Source organism: Stenotrophomonas sp. As-7 (assembly GCF_030291015.1).
In the GTDB taxonomy this organism is placed as follows: domain Bacteria; phylum Pseudomonadota; class Gammaproteobacteria; order Xanthomonadales; family Xanthomonadaceae; genus Stenotrophomonas; species Stenotrophomonas lactitubi.
This window is the reverse complement of sequence record NZ_CP127405.1, coordinates 4,437,789-4,453,669: the sequence shown is the minus strand read 5'-3', so window position 1 is coordinate 4,453,669 and position 15,881 is coordinate 4,437,789. Positions and strand designations below refer to the sequence as shown.

The 15,881-nt window shown below is 64.9% G+C and carries 15 protein-coding genes, 1 tRNA gene and 1 pseudogene; 12 read left to right on the top strand and 5 right to left on the bottom strand.

Going from position 1 to position 15,881, the window contains the following annotated elements; translation table 11 throughout:
• Positions 1–320: 320 nt before the first annotated feature.
• The 6 genes and pseudogenes from QP457_RS20340 to QP457_RS20315 all read left to right on the top strand — a co-directional run.
• A pseudogene (locus QP457_RS20340) lies at positions 321–1,184 on the top strand (RHS repeat-associated core domain-containing protein); the annotation flags it as partial.
• Between the two features lie 469 nt (positions 1,185–1,653).
• Positions 1,654–2,019, top strand: coding sequence for a hypothetical protein (locus QP457_RS20335; RefSeq protein ID WP_205405272.1), 366 nt, complete (start codon positions 1,654–1,656; stop codon positions 2,017–2,019).
• A 423-nt stretch (positions 2,020–2,442) separates the two neighbouring features.
• Positions 2,443–2,820 carry a hypothetical protein gene (locus QP457_RS20330; RefSeq protein WP_205405271.1) on the top strand — a complete coding sequence of 126 codons (378 nt, stop codon included), beginning with the start codon at positions 2,443–2,445 and terminating at the stop codon, positions 2,818–2,820.
• Complete coding sequence (locus QP457_RS20325) at positions 2,810–3,178, top strand: hypothetical protein (protein WP_205405270.1); 369 nt, start codon at positions 2,810–2,812, stop codon at positions 3,176–3,178. The genes QP457_RS20330 and QP457_RS20325 overlap by 11 nt, the downstream gene beginning before the upstream one ends.
• 32 nt (positions 3,179–3,210) lie before the next feature.
• Complete coding sequence (locus QP457_RS20320; RefSeq protein WP_240196542.1) at positions 3,211–3,840, top strand: hypothetical protein; 630 nt, start codon at positions 3,211–3,213, stop codon at positions 3,838–3,840.
• Between the two features lie 100 nt (positions 3,841–3,940).
• A complete protein-coding gene (locus QP457_RS20315; RefSeq protein ID WP_205405269.1) occupies positions 3,941–4,432 on the top strand; it encodes an adhesin in 492 nt (163 codons plus the stop codon).
• 57 nt (positions 4,433–4,489) lie between these two features.
• Here QP457_RS20315 and QP457_RS20310 read toward each other — a convergent pair.
• A tRNA-Arg gene (locus tag QP457_RS20310) sits at positions 4,490–4,566 on the bottom strand.
• Positions 4,567–4,715: 149 nt separating this feature from the next.
• Here QP457_RS20310 and ubiA point away from each other — a divergent pair.
• Both ubiA and QP457_RS20300 read left to right on the top strand, forming a co-directional pair.
• Positions 4,716–5,609 (top strand): 4-hydroxybenzoate octaprenyltransferase, encoded by an 894-nt coding sequence (ubiA, locus tag QP457_RS20305; RefSeq protein ID WP_080149621.1) that lies wholly within the window; start codon positions 4,716–4,718, stop codon positions 5,607–5,609.
• Between the two features lie 170 nt (positions 5,610–5,779).
• Entirely contained in the window at positions 5,780–7,204 is a 1,425-nt protein-coding gene (locus tag QP457_RS20300; protein ID WP_205405268.1) for a TIGR00366 family protein, read from the top strand.
• Positions 7,205–7,280: 76 nt separating this feature from the next.
• Here QP457_RS20300 and QP457_RS20295 read toward each other — a convergent pair whose 3' ends face one another.
• Positions 7,281–8,945 carry an AMP-binding protein gene (locus QP457_RS20295; RefSeq protein WP_205405267.1) on the bottom strand — a complete coding sequence of 555 codons (1,665 nt, stop codon included), beginning with the start codon at positions 8,943–8,945 and terminating at the stop codon, positions 7,281–7,283.
• 308 nt (positions 8,946–9,253) lie between these two features.
• On the opposite strand from QP457_RS20295, the gene QP457_RS20290 reads away from it, so the two are divergent.
• Positions 9,254–9,415: a hypothetical protein gene (locus QP457_RS20290; protein WP_165378361.1), complete on the top strand. Its 162-nt coding sequence runs from the start codon at positions 9,254–9,256 to the stop codon at positions 9,413–9,415.
• 54 nt (positions 9,416–9,469) lie between these two features.
• Here the strand turns inward: QP457_RS20290 and QP457_RS20285 are convergent, their stop codons facing one another.
• Positions 9,470–10,096: a YiiX/YebB-like N1pC/P60 family cysteine hydrolase gene (locus QP457_RS20285; RefSeq protein WP_205405266.1), complete on the bottom strand. Its 627-nt coding sequence runs from the start codon at positions 10,094–10,096 to the stop codon at positions 9,470–9,472.
• Positions 10,097–10,177: 81 nt separating this feature from the next.
• On the opposite strand from QP457_RS20285, the gene QP457_RS20280 reads away from it, so the two are divergent.
• The 3 genes from QP457_RS20280 (at position 10,178) to QP457_RS20270 (ending at position 14,010) form a co-directional block, all read left to right on the top strand.
• Positions 10,178–10,690: a hypothetical protein gene (locus QP457_RS20280; protein WP_205405265.1), complete on the top strand. Its 513-nt coding sequence runs from the start codon at positions 10,178–10,180 to the stop codon at positions 10,688–10,690.
• A gap of 72 nt (positions 10,691–10,762) precedes the next feature.
• Positions 10,763–12,601: a M3 family metallopeptidase gene (locus QP457_RS20275; protein WP_205405264.1), complete on the top strand. Its 1,839-nt coding sequence runs from the start codon at positions 10,763–10,765 to the stop codon at positions 12,599–12,601.
• Positions 12,598–14,010, top strand: a complete 1,413-nt coding sequence (locus tag QP457_RS20270; protein ID WP_205405263.1) for a TPM domain-containing protein — start codon at positions 12,598–12,600, stop codon at positions 14,008–14,010. Before QP457_RS20275 ends, QP457_RS20270 begins: the two co-directional genes overlap by 4 nt.
• Before the next feature lies 1 nt (position 14,011).
• Here the strand turns inward: QP457_RS20270 and QP457_RS20265 are convergent, their stop codons facing one another.
• Complete coding sequence (locus QP457_RS20265) at positions 14,012–14,683, bottom strand: VOC family protein (RefSeq protein ID WP_205405262.1); 672 nt, start codon at positions 14,681–14,683, stop codon at positions 14,012–14,014.
• Between the two features lie 118 nt (positions 14,684–14,801).
• Complete coding sequence (locus tag QP457_RS20260) at positions 14,802–15,881, bottom strand: alpha/beta fold hydrolase (protein WP_205405261.1); 1,080 nt, start codon at positions 15,879–15,881, stop codon at positions 14,802–14,804.

Here is a 15,881-nt window from a genome sequence, read left to right as displayed (position 1 = left end):
CTCGCCAGAGCGAGAGAAATATGCAAATAGTGGTTTTAAGCTGTTTCCCGTATCGCCGTCAGTATGTGGATCAATGCAAATATCCGCTGGTTCTACGTGGCGTGGGGGGTAGGTTTGGTGTTGCAATATAAGCGGCATTCTTGCGAGCTCTTGCATGTGCGTTGGCAAAATGTGGATGCACTTTTATTGCGGTATAAGAAATGAAGTTCTGGGGTGATGGGGTGCCAGAATTCGGCGCAGATCGTGGGAGTGATCATGGTCAAGGACATCCCAACGTCCATGAGTAGGAAAGCAGCATCCGACCTGCTGCTTCGACCGTCGAGCTGAAGAATGGTGCAGGTTCCGAGGTGCTGGCCAGATTCGCCTATGACCCGCTCGGCCGCCTGACCCAGACCCAGGATGGCGCCACGGGTACTCCGATTGAAACCTACGGCTATGACGCCACCGGCAACCGTACCTCACTGACCACGTCGGCCGGAACCGCAAGCTACACCTATCCGGCTGACAGCCATCGCCTGATTGCCGTGGATGGTCAGGCACGCAACCAGGATGCCGCTGGCAATACCACCAGCATTGGCAGCAAGACGTTTGCCTACAACGACGCCAACCGCATGAATGCGGTGAAGCAGGGCTCTGCTGTGGTGGAGAGTTACGGCTACAACCATCGCGGTGAGCGCGTGCTGCGCGCGCCGGCCAGTGGCGATGCGCAGGTCACGGTCTATGACGAAGCCGGGCAGTGGGTTGGCAACTATTCGGCGACCGGGCAGGCGCAGCAGCAGGCGATCTGGCTGGACAACTACCCGGTGGCGTTGATCCAGACACCAGCCACGGGCGTGCCGGAGCTGGCGTACATCCAGCCCGATCACTTGGGTACGCCGCGAGTAGTGATCGACCCCGTGCGCGATGTCGCGATCTGGGAGTGGAGCAACAAGAGTGAGGTGTTTGGCGATCAGGCGCCGGTCAATGACCCGGACGGGGACGGTGTGGCGTTTGATCTGGCACTGCGCTTCCCAGGCCAGCAGGCGACGGATGCGAGTGGGTTTTTCTACAACTACCAGCGGGAGTACGAGCCGGCGGTGGGGCGGTACACGCAGAGCGATCCGATTGGTTTGGAGGGAGGGATAAACAGCTACGCATATGCACAATCCAACGCTAGTTCACTCATAGACCCTCATGGATTGCAATCTTCGATAGTTCGAACCATTGGTCCGCCGCCACCAGGCTACTACGGTGGCGAAGATGGCGATCATCAACAGTACAACCCAGATCTTCCAAACTATGGGAAGAATGAATCACCAGGGCTGTACATATATCCAGAGAGAATTTCTGGCGAGTTGTTGGCCAATGCGCTTGCAATGATGTCGAAAGCTAGGTTGGATCTTGTCTTCCCTTGGTTGATGATGAATCAAGGGAAGGATGGCGCTGCATGCCCTACACCCGGGCAGCGTGGCTTGCCAGGGAGTGCCGAGCCGAACACTTGGTCAGATCATCCGACAGGGAAGCAATCCCGTTACTATGGAGATGATGGAAGGCCAAAATTCGATATTGATAGAGGGCATGATCATGGCCAGGGAAATCCGCACGTTCATGAGTGGGAGAGCGGCGTCAGAAAACCCGGGGTTCCTGTAAGTGACTGGCCGAAGAGGTGATGCCATGAGTGTTGATGTCCACGATTTCGAGTTGACTGGAATTCGCGTCGAGAGGGATTCGGGTGTAGTTGTTTCTCTATTTGATGGATCTGTTTCTCAAGGCTTTGATCTGGGCTTCAGGCGAGTAAAGCGGATCGTCGTTGACGGTTTTGCGATGCAGAACATAGTGTTTGAATTGAAGATTTTCAGCAAGCGCGAGGCGTCTTTCGAGTTTCAGAGATGCTGTTTCCTTCTTGGGATAGACTCATCGAATCCCCGCGAGATTGATGATGGCGATAGTATGGTTTTTATTGAGGCATCAGTTGGCGCGGAAGTTGCGCTTCTCATGGATGGCGCTTGGGAGGGGGGGGAGCTATCGGCCAAGATGTGAGACGGGACCGTGAAGTACAAACGTGGATGACTACTTGGTCGCCCATGAGGAAGTTGGAATAGACGGCCCGGAGAATCTGGCGAAGTGGAACCCATCTCTTCGGAAGCTGCGATGGAGAGCTGTAGCTACAACCACCGCGGCGAGCGCGTGCTGCGCACCTCGGCTGGTGGCGATGTGTAGATTACGGTCTACGACGGCGGGGGACGGCGGTGGATATCCTCACGTTCTTCCAGCGCTATCGTATTGCCATGCGCCAGCTCATGGCGTTCGATTCTGAAGACTGCCGACTGGTTCAGGCGCAGTAATGCCATTGGTACCACCGTGTGCTCGATTGCCCTGCGCGTTGCAAGAAAGTTGCATGTGGGTGGTTTCAATTGAAGGTGGGATGGCAGGTGAATGCCGGAAGCCAATGGAGGGCGTCTGATGCGCTTGTTCACCTTTGCCTGCCCCATGTGCGCCGCCGATCGGCAGCGCTTTTCGATCCTTTCGGCACTCGCGCGTCGGCCGAAAAAGCTCTGTCGAGGCTGTGGGATCGTGCTTCGTTCACACCCATCAATCGGCGTGTATCTTCTATTCTTGCTATACACGCAATTCATCGGGCTGATCGCGGGCTTGCCGCTGATATGGGCCTACATGGAGCAGCAGTGGATGGCGATGGCCGCGCTCTGGGTAGCCGCGCTTCTGCTATGCCACGTACCAGCGATGGCGATGCATGCGCGAGGAACGATCTGCCGTGACAAGGTGGATCCAGATCGAAGCTACGTACGTGCCAAGAAGCAGGCCTCCACGCATGATCCTTGAGTTCAACGAACTGCCCTGGTCGGACGCCACCTTGGTTGCGGTGTCCGTTGATCGCAGCAAACCGGGTAATCAGGATGAAGTAGTGGTCCACGTGCGCTGGCCCGACGGACGTAACGAGCAGGTGATCTTCGTTGAATGCCGCGGCGCTCGATTGGCGCTCAACTTCGGAGTGCTGGGTGAGGACACGATCGAGCGTGCGTATGTCGATGATGGAAGCGAGGTACTGGCCGACTGCAGACAGCGCTGGGCGGCCTCGGGGGTGTTGCTGCCAGTACTTCAGTGCTTCCGCATCGAAATCTGCACCACCGGCAGTTCGCTCGACATCCTGGCCATGGGCTGGCGAGTCGATCCGCAGTGACGGCCGATGTAGAAAGCTGGGAGTGGAACGGTATGAGTGAGGCGTCCGGTGCCCGGGCATCAGCCAGCGATCCCGATGAGGTGGGACCAGCTACCAGTGGGTATCTGATCGGTCTGTGGCGCGGCAAGCGCAGGAAGATCCCGGGTGCCCCAGGAAGGAACGGCATCACAATGCCGATGGCTGGCATGTTGCGCGCAGCATTGCTTCTCTTGCCAATGCTGGGCGGGTGCAGCATCAACAAATTTCAACATACGGAATGGAGATCGGATTGGGTAGATGTTTCATCCGACGCGATTTTCCCTGGCAATTCAACGACTCTGCCGCTTGACCGCATTTCCACACTTGATCCGGATAGTGAAGCCGCCATTGCGGAGTGGATGTGGAAGAATTCACTGGTCGTGGTATCGGCATCAGAGATTGAAGGGAAGATCGGTTCAATGCCGTTGAGTGGCGTGAAGCCAGCACCCGGGGAGATCGTCTATTTCGTCAGGGCCGCTTCGGATGAAGGTAATGGCAAGTTCATCGGCTACGTCAACGACAAGGGACTTCTCATCATGTATGGGGTCATGGGGGGCTGCGGCGAGCAGAAGCACCGGGTGGTCGCCGTGAGCCTGCGGGATAAGCCCGCCAACGTGTTCGGCAGATGCTCGGCAGCGCTGTAGTGCGTTGAAGAGTCGAGCAGCGGCAGGGTGCAGGTGCCCTGCCGTCGCTGCCGGATCATCCGGTAGGCGGCACGCGGAACATCAATGGAGGATCTGCAGCGTGACCAAGCATCTCGTCCTCTGTCTGGCCATTGGCCTGACCGCATGCGCCGCCCAAGAACCACGCGCGGACTCATGCCCGACAGTCGTCATCACCTATGCCGGCATCGCACGGGTGGATGGCATGACCTACGGCCGCTTCCAGATCAATCCGCATGGTTCTCGGCCACTGCAGCTGTTGCTGGCCAGCGCCGACAGACGCCTGTATGCCAGGGCAGCCACCGCAGAGGTTCGCCGGATTGGCGAACAGGCGTGGCGGTCCTTCAATGTCATCCTCGAAGAAGTTGCGCCTCCGGCGGCACGGTTGTCGATCGCCCCTGGCGAGGCAATGACGGTGCTGTTCGACGGCGACGGCGCGTTTATGCCCGGCGCGATCAGCGCTGGGGAGGAATTCTCGATCATCGTCCGCGACGTGCAGGGCTGCGCCCACCGCTCGGTTCCCTTCCGGCCTGGCGTCAACGGAGCCGCAGCGGGGGATCGGGAAGCCGAATGAATCCACGACCAGCGCGCCACGCCGTGGTGGCAGGCGCGGGCGAAGACTGAGGGAAGATGGCGCGCCCGGAGGGATTCGAACCCCCGACCAATGGCTTCGGAAGCCACTACTCTATCCGGCTGAGCTACGAGCGCGTGGTGGAACCGCCGCGCCGTCGGCCAGGGCCGGGGCGGGCATCGCAACGCAATGAGGCGGTGCGGGATGGGCATTCTATCCAGTTTCGCCGCACAAATCTCCCCCCGCCGGCAAAGTCGGTCAGAAGGCACAGGAGTATCCTAGTGTCATGGCTGATACCCCTCTTTCCGCGCCGCATCCGGCGCCGACGCCGCGCTGGCGTCATTACTGGAGTCTGATGCGCGCCGATCGCCCGATCGGCACGCTGCTGCTGCTGTGGCCCACCTGGTGGGCGTTGTGGCTGGCTGCGGGCGGCCTGCCGCCGCTGTGGACCCTGTTCGTGTTCACCGCCGGCGTCTGGCTGACCCGCTCGGCCGGCTGCGTCATCAACGACTATGCCGACCGCTGGCTCGACCCGCATGTGGAGCGCACCAAGGCGCGGCCGCTTGCGACCGGTGCGATCAGCGGCCGGGCAGCGCTGGCGCTGTTCGCGGTGCTGATGCTGGTGGCCTTCGGCCTGGTGCTGACCCTGAACGGCCTGACCATCGCCCTCAGCTTCATCGGCGTGTTCCTGGCCGCCAGCTATCCCTACCTGAAGCGCTACACCCACCTGCCGCAGGTCTACCTGGGCATGTCGTTCGGCTGGGGCATCCCGATGGCCTTTGCCGCCGTGCAGGGCGAAGTGCCGATGCTGGGCTGGCTGCTGTATGCCGGCAACATCCTGTGGTCTACGGCCTACGATACCTGGTACGCCATGGTCGACCGCGAGGATGACCTGAAGATGGGTTCGCACTCCACTGCGATCCTGTTCGGCGATCTGGACCTGGTCATCCAGGGCGTGCTGTACGCGTTGTTCCTGGCCACGATGGCGCTGGTCGGCGTGCGCGGTGGGCTGGGCGGGTACTACCTGGCCGGCGTTGCGGTGGCGACGCTGCTGGTAGTGTACGAATTCTGGATCTGCCGCAACCGCGAGCGTGGGCCGTGCTTCAAGGCCTTCCTGCACAACAACTGGGTGGGTGCCGCGCTGTTTGCCGGCATCGCCGTGGATCTGGCGCTGCGTTGAGCCCAAGGCATGGTAGAGCCGGCCGCTGGCCGGCTGCACCCGTATGCGATCCCGAGGTTGCCGGCCAGCGGCCGGCACTACCGTCATGCCCGCCACCTACGACCAATAGGTGGCTGACAGCCCGCACCCCACCGCCCAGAATCAGGCCATCGAACCTGGGAGAGTAGGTGATGGCGTCGACGGCAGCAGTACAGGACGGCTGGATGGCGCGCGCCGCGTTGCGCTCGGCCGCCTGGGCGGAAAAGTGGTTCCCCGATGCCTACGTGTTCGCGGTGCTCGGCGTGGTCATCGTCGCCGTGGCGGCGATGGGCTTCGGTGCCACCCCGCAGGCCACCGCCAGCGCCTTCGGCGACGGATTCTGGAGCCTGATTCCCTTCACCATGCAGATGGCCTTCGTGGTCATCGGTGGCTATGCCTTGGCCACTGCGCCGGTGGTCGCGCGCTTCATCGACTTCCTCGCCCGCGTGCCGCGCACCGGTCGCGGCGCAGTGGTGTACGTCGGTCTGGTCAGCATGTTGGCCTCGCTGCTCAGCTGGGGCTTCTCGCTGGTGTTCGGTGGTCTGCTGGTGCGTGCGCTGGCCCGCCGCACCGAGCTGCGCATGGACTACCGTGCTGCCGGTGCCTCGGCCTATCTGGGGCTGGGCGCGGTATGGGCGATGGGCCTGAGTTCGTCGGCTGCACAGCTGCAGGCCAATCCGGCCAGCATGCCGCCAGGGCTGGTGGAGATCACCGGCGTACTGCCGTTCACCGAAACCATCTTCCTGTGGCAGTCGATTGTGCTGACTGCCGTGTTGATTCTGGTCTCGTTGCTGATCGCCTGGCTGACCGCACCGGCCGCTGGCAGTGCCCGCACCGCCGAAGATTTCCCCGGCGCCGCCCAGGCCGAACCGGAACCGCTGCAGCGCCGCACCCGCCCGGGTGAGTGGCTGGAATACAGCCCGTTGTTGACCGTGCTGCTTTCGCTGCTGGCCTTCGGCTGGCTGTTCAACGAGTTCGCCAACAAGCCGTTGGTCAGCGCCATCGCCAACCTCAACACCTACAACTTCATGTTCATCTCGCTGGGCCTGCTGCTGCACTGGCGCCCGCGCAGTTTCCTCAACGCGGTGGCCAAGGCGGTGCCGAGCACCACCGGTGTGCTGATCCAGTTCCCGCTGTACGGCGGCATCGCGATGATCCTCACCCACGCTGCTGGTGGCGACGGTGAGACGCTGGCGCATCGGCTGTCGAGCCTGTTCGTGCACGTGGCCAGCACCGATACGTTCGCGCTGGTGATGGGCGTGTACTCGGCAGTGCTGGGCTTCTTCGTGCCGTCCGGTGGCGGCAAGTGGATCATCGAAGCGCCGTACGTGATGCAGGCCGCGAACGAGTTGAAGGCGCACCTGGGCTGGGCGGTGCAGGTCTACAACGCGGCCGAAGCGCTGCCGAACCTGATCAATCCGTTCTGGATGCTGCCGCTGCTGGGCGTGCTCGGCCTGAAGGCCCGCGACATCGTCGGCTTCACCTTCATCCAGCTGCTGGTGCATATCCCGCTGGTGCTGGGGTTGCTGTGGCTGCTGGGGATGACGCTGGCGTACGTGCCGCCGGTGATGCCGTAGCGCAAACACGGGGTCATGTGGGGTCAGAGCCCGGGGTCAGATCCCTCCGAAGGAAGGGCTCTGACCCCAGACACCCTCAGCCAGCCGCCGCCTGCTTGTCGATCTCCGCCTTGCGCAGCAGGAAGCGCTGCAGCTTGCCGCTGGGTGTCTTCGGTAGTTCCGACACGAATTCCACCTGCCGTGGGTAGGCATGGGCGGACAACCGGCGCCGCACATGCTGCTGCAGTTCCTGCGCCAGCGTGTCGCTGCCGATGAAGCCATCGCACAGGATCACAAGTGCTTTGACGATCTCGGTGCGTTCCGGATCCGGCACGCCGATCACCGCCGTCTCCGCCACCGCAGGGTGTTCCATCAGTACGCTCTCCACATCGAATGGACCAATGCGATAGCCCGACGAGGTGATCAGGTCGTCCGAGCGGCCGATGAAACTGATCGAGCCATCGTCCTCGCATTCCACCGAATCGCCGGTGAGGTAGTAGCGATCACCCAGCGCCGGTGTGTCGGCACCGTAGTAGCCGGTGAACCACATGATCGGCGACTGCCGCAGGTCCACGGCGAGGATGCCCGGCGTGCGCGGTGGCAGTTCGTTGCCGGCATCGTCCAGTACCGCCACGCGGTAACCGGGCATCGCAACGCCCGATGACCCCGGCCGCACCGCATGCTCCAGCGCGTGGTGGTTGTTGACCACCATGCCGGTCTCGGTCTGACCATAGTGGTCGAGCACCGTGGTGCCCAGATGGGCAGCGAACCAGCGCGCGATCTCCGGGTTCAGCGGTTCGCCCGCGCTGCTCACCACCCGCAGCTGTCCCTTGATGGCAGCGCTGGCCTCGGGGCCGGCGGCGATGATCTGCCGGTAGGCAGTGGGCGAGCCGGCAAGATTGGTGACGCCCAACCGCGCGACGATGTCGTTCAGTCCCTGCACGCTGAAACCGGCTTCGCTGAAGGTGGTGGCCTGGCCCAGCAGCAGTGGGCCGATCACCGCGTAGTACAGCCCGTAGGCCCAGCCGGGATCGGCGATGTTCCAGAACACATCGTCTGCGCGCAGGTCCACGGCCAACTGCATGTAACTGGCAAAGGCCAGCAATGCGCGCAGCGGCACCGGCACGCCCTTGGGACTACCAGTGGTGCCGGAGGTGGACAGCAGTGCCATCAACGCATCGCCGCGCAGCATCACCGGCGCGAAGTCGGGCCTGGCATCGGCGCTGCGTGCGCTCCAGTCGATGTCGCCGGCACGCAGCGCCTGTCCGGATGCCAGGATCGTGGCAACCTGCGGGCAGCCATCGACCTCGTCCAGCTTGCTGCGGTTTGCGCTGTCGGTCACCACCAGTGCGGTGCGTCCGGTGTTCAACCGGGTTTCGATGGCCTTGGGGCCGAACGCGGTGAACAGCGGCTGGTAGATCGCGCCCACCCGCCAGGTGCCGAGGATGGTCGCCAGCAGGTCGGGCGTACGCGGCAGCAGGCCGGCCACCACATCGCCCCTGCCGATGCCCTGCGCGGTCAGCACCTGGGCAACACGCGCGGAGGCGTCGCGCAGGTCCTCGAAGGTGTACCGGTGCAGGGCGCCGTGGGCATCCACCCAGCGCAGCGCCAGCGCATTGCGGCCGCAGTGACGGTCGCAGCACTCCACGCAGGCATTGATGCCGGCCTGCAGGTCGCCATGCAGCTGCCGTTGCCCGTGCTCGATGCTGAAGCCGGCCAGTGCCTGTTCGTAGGTGGGGCGTGCTGCAGTGTCGCGGGCCATGCGCATCTCCGGGGTGATGTCACCCGACGATAGGCGGCGCCCCCGCATGCTGCAAATGGGACCATAGGCGTAGGCGGCCGCTGCGCACCCCCGGCAGTGCAGGCCGCTGAATGCGTTCTTTTCCGGCTGCAGCATGACTACATGCCAAACCCGCATGAATCCTTCAGTGGCTTGTGCCGCAAGGGCTGGCGCCGGTTCATTCACGCGTGTACACATCGGTGTAGCCCGCTCACAACGCATGGTTAACCAATCGCTGCCGACGATGGCCCCGTCCACCGCATTCCGCGCGTGGCATTTGGAGATCGGACATGGCACAGCAGAACCAGAACCCGAACCAGAAGCAGCAGGGCCAGCAGAACCAGCAGGATCAGCAGCAGGAACGCGGCCGCGACCAGCAGCAGCAACAGCAGCAGGAACAGCAGAAGCGCAACCAGAACCAGCAGCAGGGCGGGCAGGACGAGGAAGAGTGATCCTGGCAGCCGCCATCCATCACCGACGAAGCCCCGCCCCGTGCGGGGCTTCGCTTATTCGAGCACGCCGATCCGCTGCAGCACCGTCGCTGCGGCCATGTCGTTGGGGTTGGTACCGGGCAGGCCCTGCGGTACGTCCAGGCCCATGCCGCGATACAGATCAACCCAATGCTGGGAGATCTCACCGGTCTGCGGGTTGCGGAAGTTCATCGGCTGCAGCGCGAACACATGGTGCGCACGGAATGCGCGTTCGATGAAGTCCGAGCAGTAGTAGCTTTCGTCGTTCAACACATAGGCGGTGTTGTACGGCTTGCCCAGCATCGTGCGTGCGGTGGTCACGGCATCGGTGATGGCATTCCCTGGCGGCGCGCGCAGGCGATAGACCACGACCTGCCGCTGCTTGCCACGCGCAGCTTCGCGGAACTGGTCCAGCGTCTGCCGGCGCGAGCCCTTCTCATCGGCGTGCAGCACCTCCCAGCCCTGCGGTGCCGACGCCACCAGCGCGACATGGTCGAAGCTGGACGCCCCTTGCTTTCCCGTCGCATCGTCGATGGCCGCGCTCAGGCCACCGTGACCCGCGGTGACGAACAGCAGGTCGCCTTCACGGACCTCGATGGCCATCGCCAAGGCTGGCCACAGGGCGGGCAGCAGCAGGCCGATCAGGAGCAGGAGGCGGCGCATGGGCATCTCGAACAGGCGGGAAGGCGCGATTGTAGGCGGCAGGATAGGATGGCGCGACCAGACCGGAATCAGGACGATCCCATGAAGCCCCGCCGTTCCCTTGCGCTGCTGGCACCCGCCCTTGGCCTTGCGCTGTCCGCCTGCACGCCTGCGCCGCAGCCAGCGCCTGCTGAAGCCCCGGCCCCTGCAGCGGCACCTGCCAGCACAGCGACGGCGGTGGAACCCGCGCCCGCAGTGGCGACCGCGGCGTGCCCCCATCCCGCGTTCGATACCTTCCTGAAGCATTTCGGCAACGAGATCACCCTGCAGGAAAAGGCCACCGCCGATCCGCTGCTGGACAGCTACGTTGACGCTGGCGCCGAGCCTGAGCCGCGCACAGTGGAACGCCCGGTTGCATTGGCCGATGTCGAATGGCCGGTGATGCCCGATCCAGCCGGGCTGGCCGGGCAGGGCCGGGAAATGCAGGTGACGGCGGTGGCCGATGGGCAGATGCAGGTGCAGATCCGCACGCCGGACAGCAGCGACCAGCAGACCTACACCTTCGCGCAGAAGCCGTGCTGGACACTGGTCAAGCGTGAAGACGAGTCGATCTGAGGCCAGATCGGGACAGGCGCGGACCGTCGGCGGCTGCTAGGCTCAAAGCCCGATCAAGGCACGGAGACGCCGATGCAGGCCCGCAGGATGCGCACCACTACCGTCGTCATCGCCACGCTGTGGGCGATGAGCACCTCCCTCGGCGCCCATGCACAGTCGCTGCACGCCGATGACCGCGCTTACTTCCCCAGCGCCGCCGCCGAACAGGCGGCACGGGTCACCTTGGGCGAGCGCGTTGAGGCATTGCAGAGCGCCACGGCGGGCGAGCCGGCCACGCGCTTCCGCCAGGCCGAAGCGCTGCAGGCACAGTGCATGCGTCACCATGCGTTTCTGCATCTGCAGGCCGCGCGCAACGCACGCGATCGTCGCCCGGCGCAGGCGCTGGACCAGGTGATGGGGCTGTGCAGCCGTATCGCCCGTACCGGCAGGGCCGCCCTGCGTGAGGCGCCGGTGGACGCCACCTGGTTGACGCCCTATGGATTCCTGCGCGCCCGCGCGCTGCAGGAAGGCGCGGCGCCGGCCAATGCGCAGCTGGATGATGCCGTGGATGTACTGGCCGATCCGGCGCTGGATACTTTCGCGCGCCTGCGTCGGCAGATCATGCACAGCGCGGAATACCCGCGTATCGAGGGTGCTGGCCGCAGCTGGGATACCGGCGCCGACAAGCAGGCCCTGGCCCAGCATCCGGACCGCGCGCTGCGTGAGGCCGGCTGGAAGGGATACTGGCAGGGCATGCAGTCGCGCCGCGAGCCGATGGCGTCGGTACTGCTGGGCCTGGTACAGGTGAATGATGCCGCCGCGCGTCTGCAGGGCGACGGCTCGGCCACCGCACGCGGCTATCGACGCATGGGCATGGATACGAAAACGGTAGACGCGACGCTGGCGGCGATCGAGCGCCACGCCGAAGACCGTCGTGACTACCAGGACATGCTGCTGCAGCATGCCGGGCGCAGCGGTGTGGTGTCGCCGCAGCTGTGGGATACCACCGTGCCGGATGCCGGCTACACGCCACCGGTGCTGACCCTGGAACAGCTGCGCGATACCGCGGCCGACGCCATGCAGCCGCTGGGGCCGGAGTATGTCGCCGAGCTGCGCGCGCTGCTGGATCCTGCGCACAAGCGCATGGACCTGGCCACCGTGCTGGGCAGTCGCAGCCAGGACGCGTTCCATGTGTTCGCACCGGACACGCCGGCGCTGCTGTTCGTGGGGCTGCGCAGCGGCGATCTGGAAAGCGATGTGGAGATCGCCCATGAAGCAGGTCACGCCATGCATGGGCAGTGGATGCTGCGCGGGCATGCCTCGCCATTGCATCTCAATGGCAGTGCGTGGATGACCGAGGCGTTCGCCATCTACAACGAGCTGCGCTTCCGTGACCAGTTGTACCGGCAGGCGCAGGACCCGCGCGCCAAGGCGTACTACCTGAAGTCGCTGCTCGACGACATGGTGTTGCAGCTGTTCACCTCCTCCGAGGAAGCACAGCTGGAGCAGTCGATCTACCAGGGCGTGGCCAGCAATACATTGGGCACCGCCGATGATCTGGACGCGCTCACCGGCCAGGTGCTGGCGCGCTACGGCCAGCAGCCGCAGCGCTACCCGCAGCTGCGCAGCACCTGGATCGGCAAGCGCCTGATGTATGACGACCCGCAGTATCTGGTCAATTATCTCTATGCCGGATTGCTGGCGGTGCAGCTGTATGTGCAGGACCAGCAGGATCCGGAGGGCTTCCGCCAGCGCTATCTGACCGTACTGGGTGAGGGCTTCGACCGCGCCCCGCAGGAACAGGTGGCGCAGTTGCTGGGTCATGCACCGGACTGGCCGGCACTGGTCGACGCCGATCTGCAGGTGTTCGCGCAGAACGCTGCCCGGCTGCAGGCGCTGTATGCGCAGATCGAGGCAGGGCAGGGCACATGAGCCGGGTGCGGCAGGCGCGCATTGCCAGGCCGTGGGAGTGGCTTGCGCTGCTGCTCTGCCTGCTGCCGCTGCTGGCGTTGGCGGCAGCCCCGATCCCTGCGTTGAATGATCCGGTGGTGGACACCGCAGATGCACTGTCGGCCAGCACCCGCGCCACGCTGCGCGAGCAGGCCTTGCAGCTGCAGGCACGCAAGGGCGCGCAGCTGCAGGTGCTGGTGGTGCCGAGCGTTGGCGAGGAAGGCATCGAAGCCTATGCGCAGCGCGTCTTCGACCAATGGCAGCTGGGCCGCGCCGGTATCGATGATGGCGTGCTGCTGCTGGTGGCGGTGCAGGATCGGCGCGTACGCATCCAGACCGGCTATGGCCTGGAAGGCACCATTCCTGATGCGTATGCCGCACGCATCATCGACAAGGCGATCGTGCCGCGGTTGCGCGAGGGAGACCTGGACCAGGGCGTGCTGGACGGCACCGCGGTGCTGGTGGCGCTGGTCGATGGCGAGCAACTGCCGGCCTGGGAAGATTCATCGGCACGCAACGTATTGCCGCCGGATTGGCGCGCGGGGGATTCGGTCGTTGCGCTGACGTTGCTGGCGGGCTTCCTGGCCGGTCTGTGGCGATCGCCACCGCGTCTGCTGGCGACCCGCACCGAAGCCGATTTCACCGGTAACCGCCGCGAGCGGCGGCGCAAGGCATTGGCAGCCAATGCGGCGATGCCCAGGCCGACGTGGCCGACCTTACCTGCCTGGGGCCGGCCGCTGCTGGTGACGGCGGTGATTGCTGCGGGACTGCTGTCTGCGACGCTGCTGTTGCCGCGCCACGTGCTGCCGGCGCTGTCCTTCGTGCTGCTGCCCGCCGTACCGGTGGCAACCCTGCTGGGCTGGTGCTGGCATCGCAGCCGCGGCGTACGCATCGTGCTGTACGGCATGCTGGCCGTCAGCACCGGCTTCTTCGCGGTGATGCTGGTGCGTGGCCAGTTGCCGCCCAGCCTTGCGCTGCACACGCTGCTGAACCTGGCGGTCGGCATCGCCGCCATGCTGGTGTTCTTCCTGGTGCAGGCCGGTCGCGCGCGTTGGCGGAAGAACCGCAACAGCTTCGCCGTGCGCCTGGTGGTGCTGGTGCTGCTGACCGCTGGCTATGCGCTGGGCGCACTGCTGGCCATCGACCGTGCCGGCGATGAGAGCGCCCGCGTGCTGGCGACGATCGTGTCCAGCGTGGGCACGCTGTTCCTGTATTTCATCTGGGTTTTCACCCTGCTGCCCGGCGAGAAAGCCCGCGGCGGCCGCGGTTCGTCCCGAGGCTACCGTTCCTCCTCCAGCACTTCGTCGTCCAGTTCGTCCTCGAGCAGTTCCAGCGACTGGTCCGGTGGGGGTGGCCGCAGCGGCGGCGGTGGCGCCTCGGGCAGCTGGTAGCTCAGGCCGCCTGCACCCGCCAGCCCAGCGCGGCATCGTGCAGTTCGCCGCTGCCGCTCACATCGCTCACCTGCAGCTGCAGTCCCTGCGCGTTGGGCAGGTCCTTCAGCTCGGGGAACCAACGACGATCGGCAGTGACCACGATCAGCAGGCCCTCGTCATCGCCCATCGGCGCGAACTGCGGCGACGGCGGGCTGATCGGCTGCAGGCCGAAGCGCTGGCTGGACTGTTCGCGCACCGCATCGACATCGTGGCTGGGCAGGCCAACCTCGCTCAGGCAGGTCAACTCGCTGCCATGGAAGGCGCCACTGCGGTCGCTGGCCGGCAAGCGCCTGCGGCCGATCAGTTCCAGGATCAGGCCATCGGGTCCGGTGAAGTACACCGACTGCGATTGCCAACTGCTTTCCAGTGCGAAGTAATCGAGGCCTTCCGGGTTGCGTTGGAAGGGCGTGCGTGCACGCAGCCAGGTCATGGCCTCGGCGAAGCGGTTGTCCGGCACATTGAAGGCCAGGTGCACGCCGCCGACAGGGTGGTCGCCGGCAGGTTGCAACTGGATCGTGCTCCAGCCGATGCGGACCTGGTCACCGGCCACCTCCAGTTGCAGCACGTCGCGGAAATAACTGGCAACGCGGGTGACGTCGGATACAGGCAGGGTGAGGTGCAGCAGGCGCATGGTCGATCCTCCGTGTAACGCTGGGTGCAGTGTAGTCCCGCGCACCTTCGCGCCGCGTCATCACCTGCGCAACGAATCGTTACTGCCAGCCGCAGCGTCGAGCCGTGCTCGACAGCTTCTACCGCAGTGCATCACCGAAGAAGCGCAGCGCGTCTTCCACCGCCACGGCATGCGTCTGTTCCTTCGGCACCGCCGTCACGCACAGTGCCGGCAGCCGCTCCTTCGCCAGCGGTGTGCACCCGGACAGGAAATCGTAGTGGCCAACACCCGGCAGCGCGTGAAGCGTTGCCTTCGGAATCAGCGCCGCCGCCACATCACCATTGGTCGCTGGTGGCGCAACGTCATCAGCAGCGCCCAGTACGATCGCCACCGGCTGCTGCAGCGCCTTCAGCTGCTCCGGTGTGAATGCCTGCACGATGGCCGGCGCCAGCACGAACACGGCGCGGACACCGGGAATCGAGCGATCACCCTGTGCGTGCTGCACGTAGGGCTGCAGTTGCGGCGATGCTGCTGCAGCAAGACGCACCTCCATCGTATGCGTGGCCGCTTCCTGCTGCGGTCTGCACACGCCGTCGTCCGCGTGCGCCTTGCAGAACGCCAGCAGCCGCGTCATGTCCGGCCGCGCGCCGGCGCTGAGCAGTGCGGTGAAGCCACCGGCGGAATAGCCGACCACGCCCAGCCGCGACGCATCAATGTGTGGCCCCAACTGCGGGTCGGCCTGCACTGCGGCCAGCGCGGCCTTCAGGTCGTCGGCGCGCAGCCAGGTCAGCACGCTGCCGGCCAGCGTCATCTCATCGGCGCCGTTGTTGCCCGGGTGGTCCACGGCGATCACCAGGTAACCGGTACGTGCCAGCGCGGTGCCCAGCCACCCCATCATGCGCGCGGTGCCGCCATTGCCATGCGACAGCAAGAGCGTCGGCAGGCGCCCTCCGGTGATGGGGGCGTCCTTCGCGGCGCGCCCCACCTCGAACAGTGGCGCATCCGCTGGCCCGATGGTCAGCGGCGTTTCCTGGCTGCCAGGGCTTGCCGGGTACCACACGGTGAAGCGCAGCACATCGCGGTGCGCGCCATCGCGTATCGCCGCGCTTTCCAGCGTTGTCACGCCGTGGCGTTCACCGGCGGTGATGGGCGCTGCCGCCATCGCCAGCGGCGCCAGCGAAGCCAACAGCAGGGCCAGCATCCATCGCGTCGCATGCAT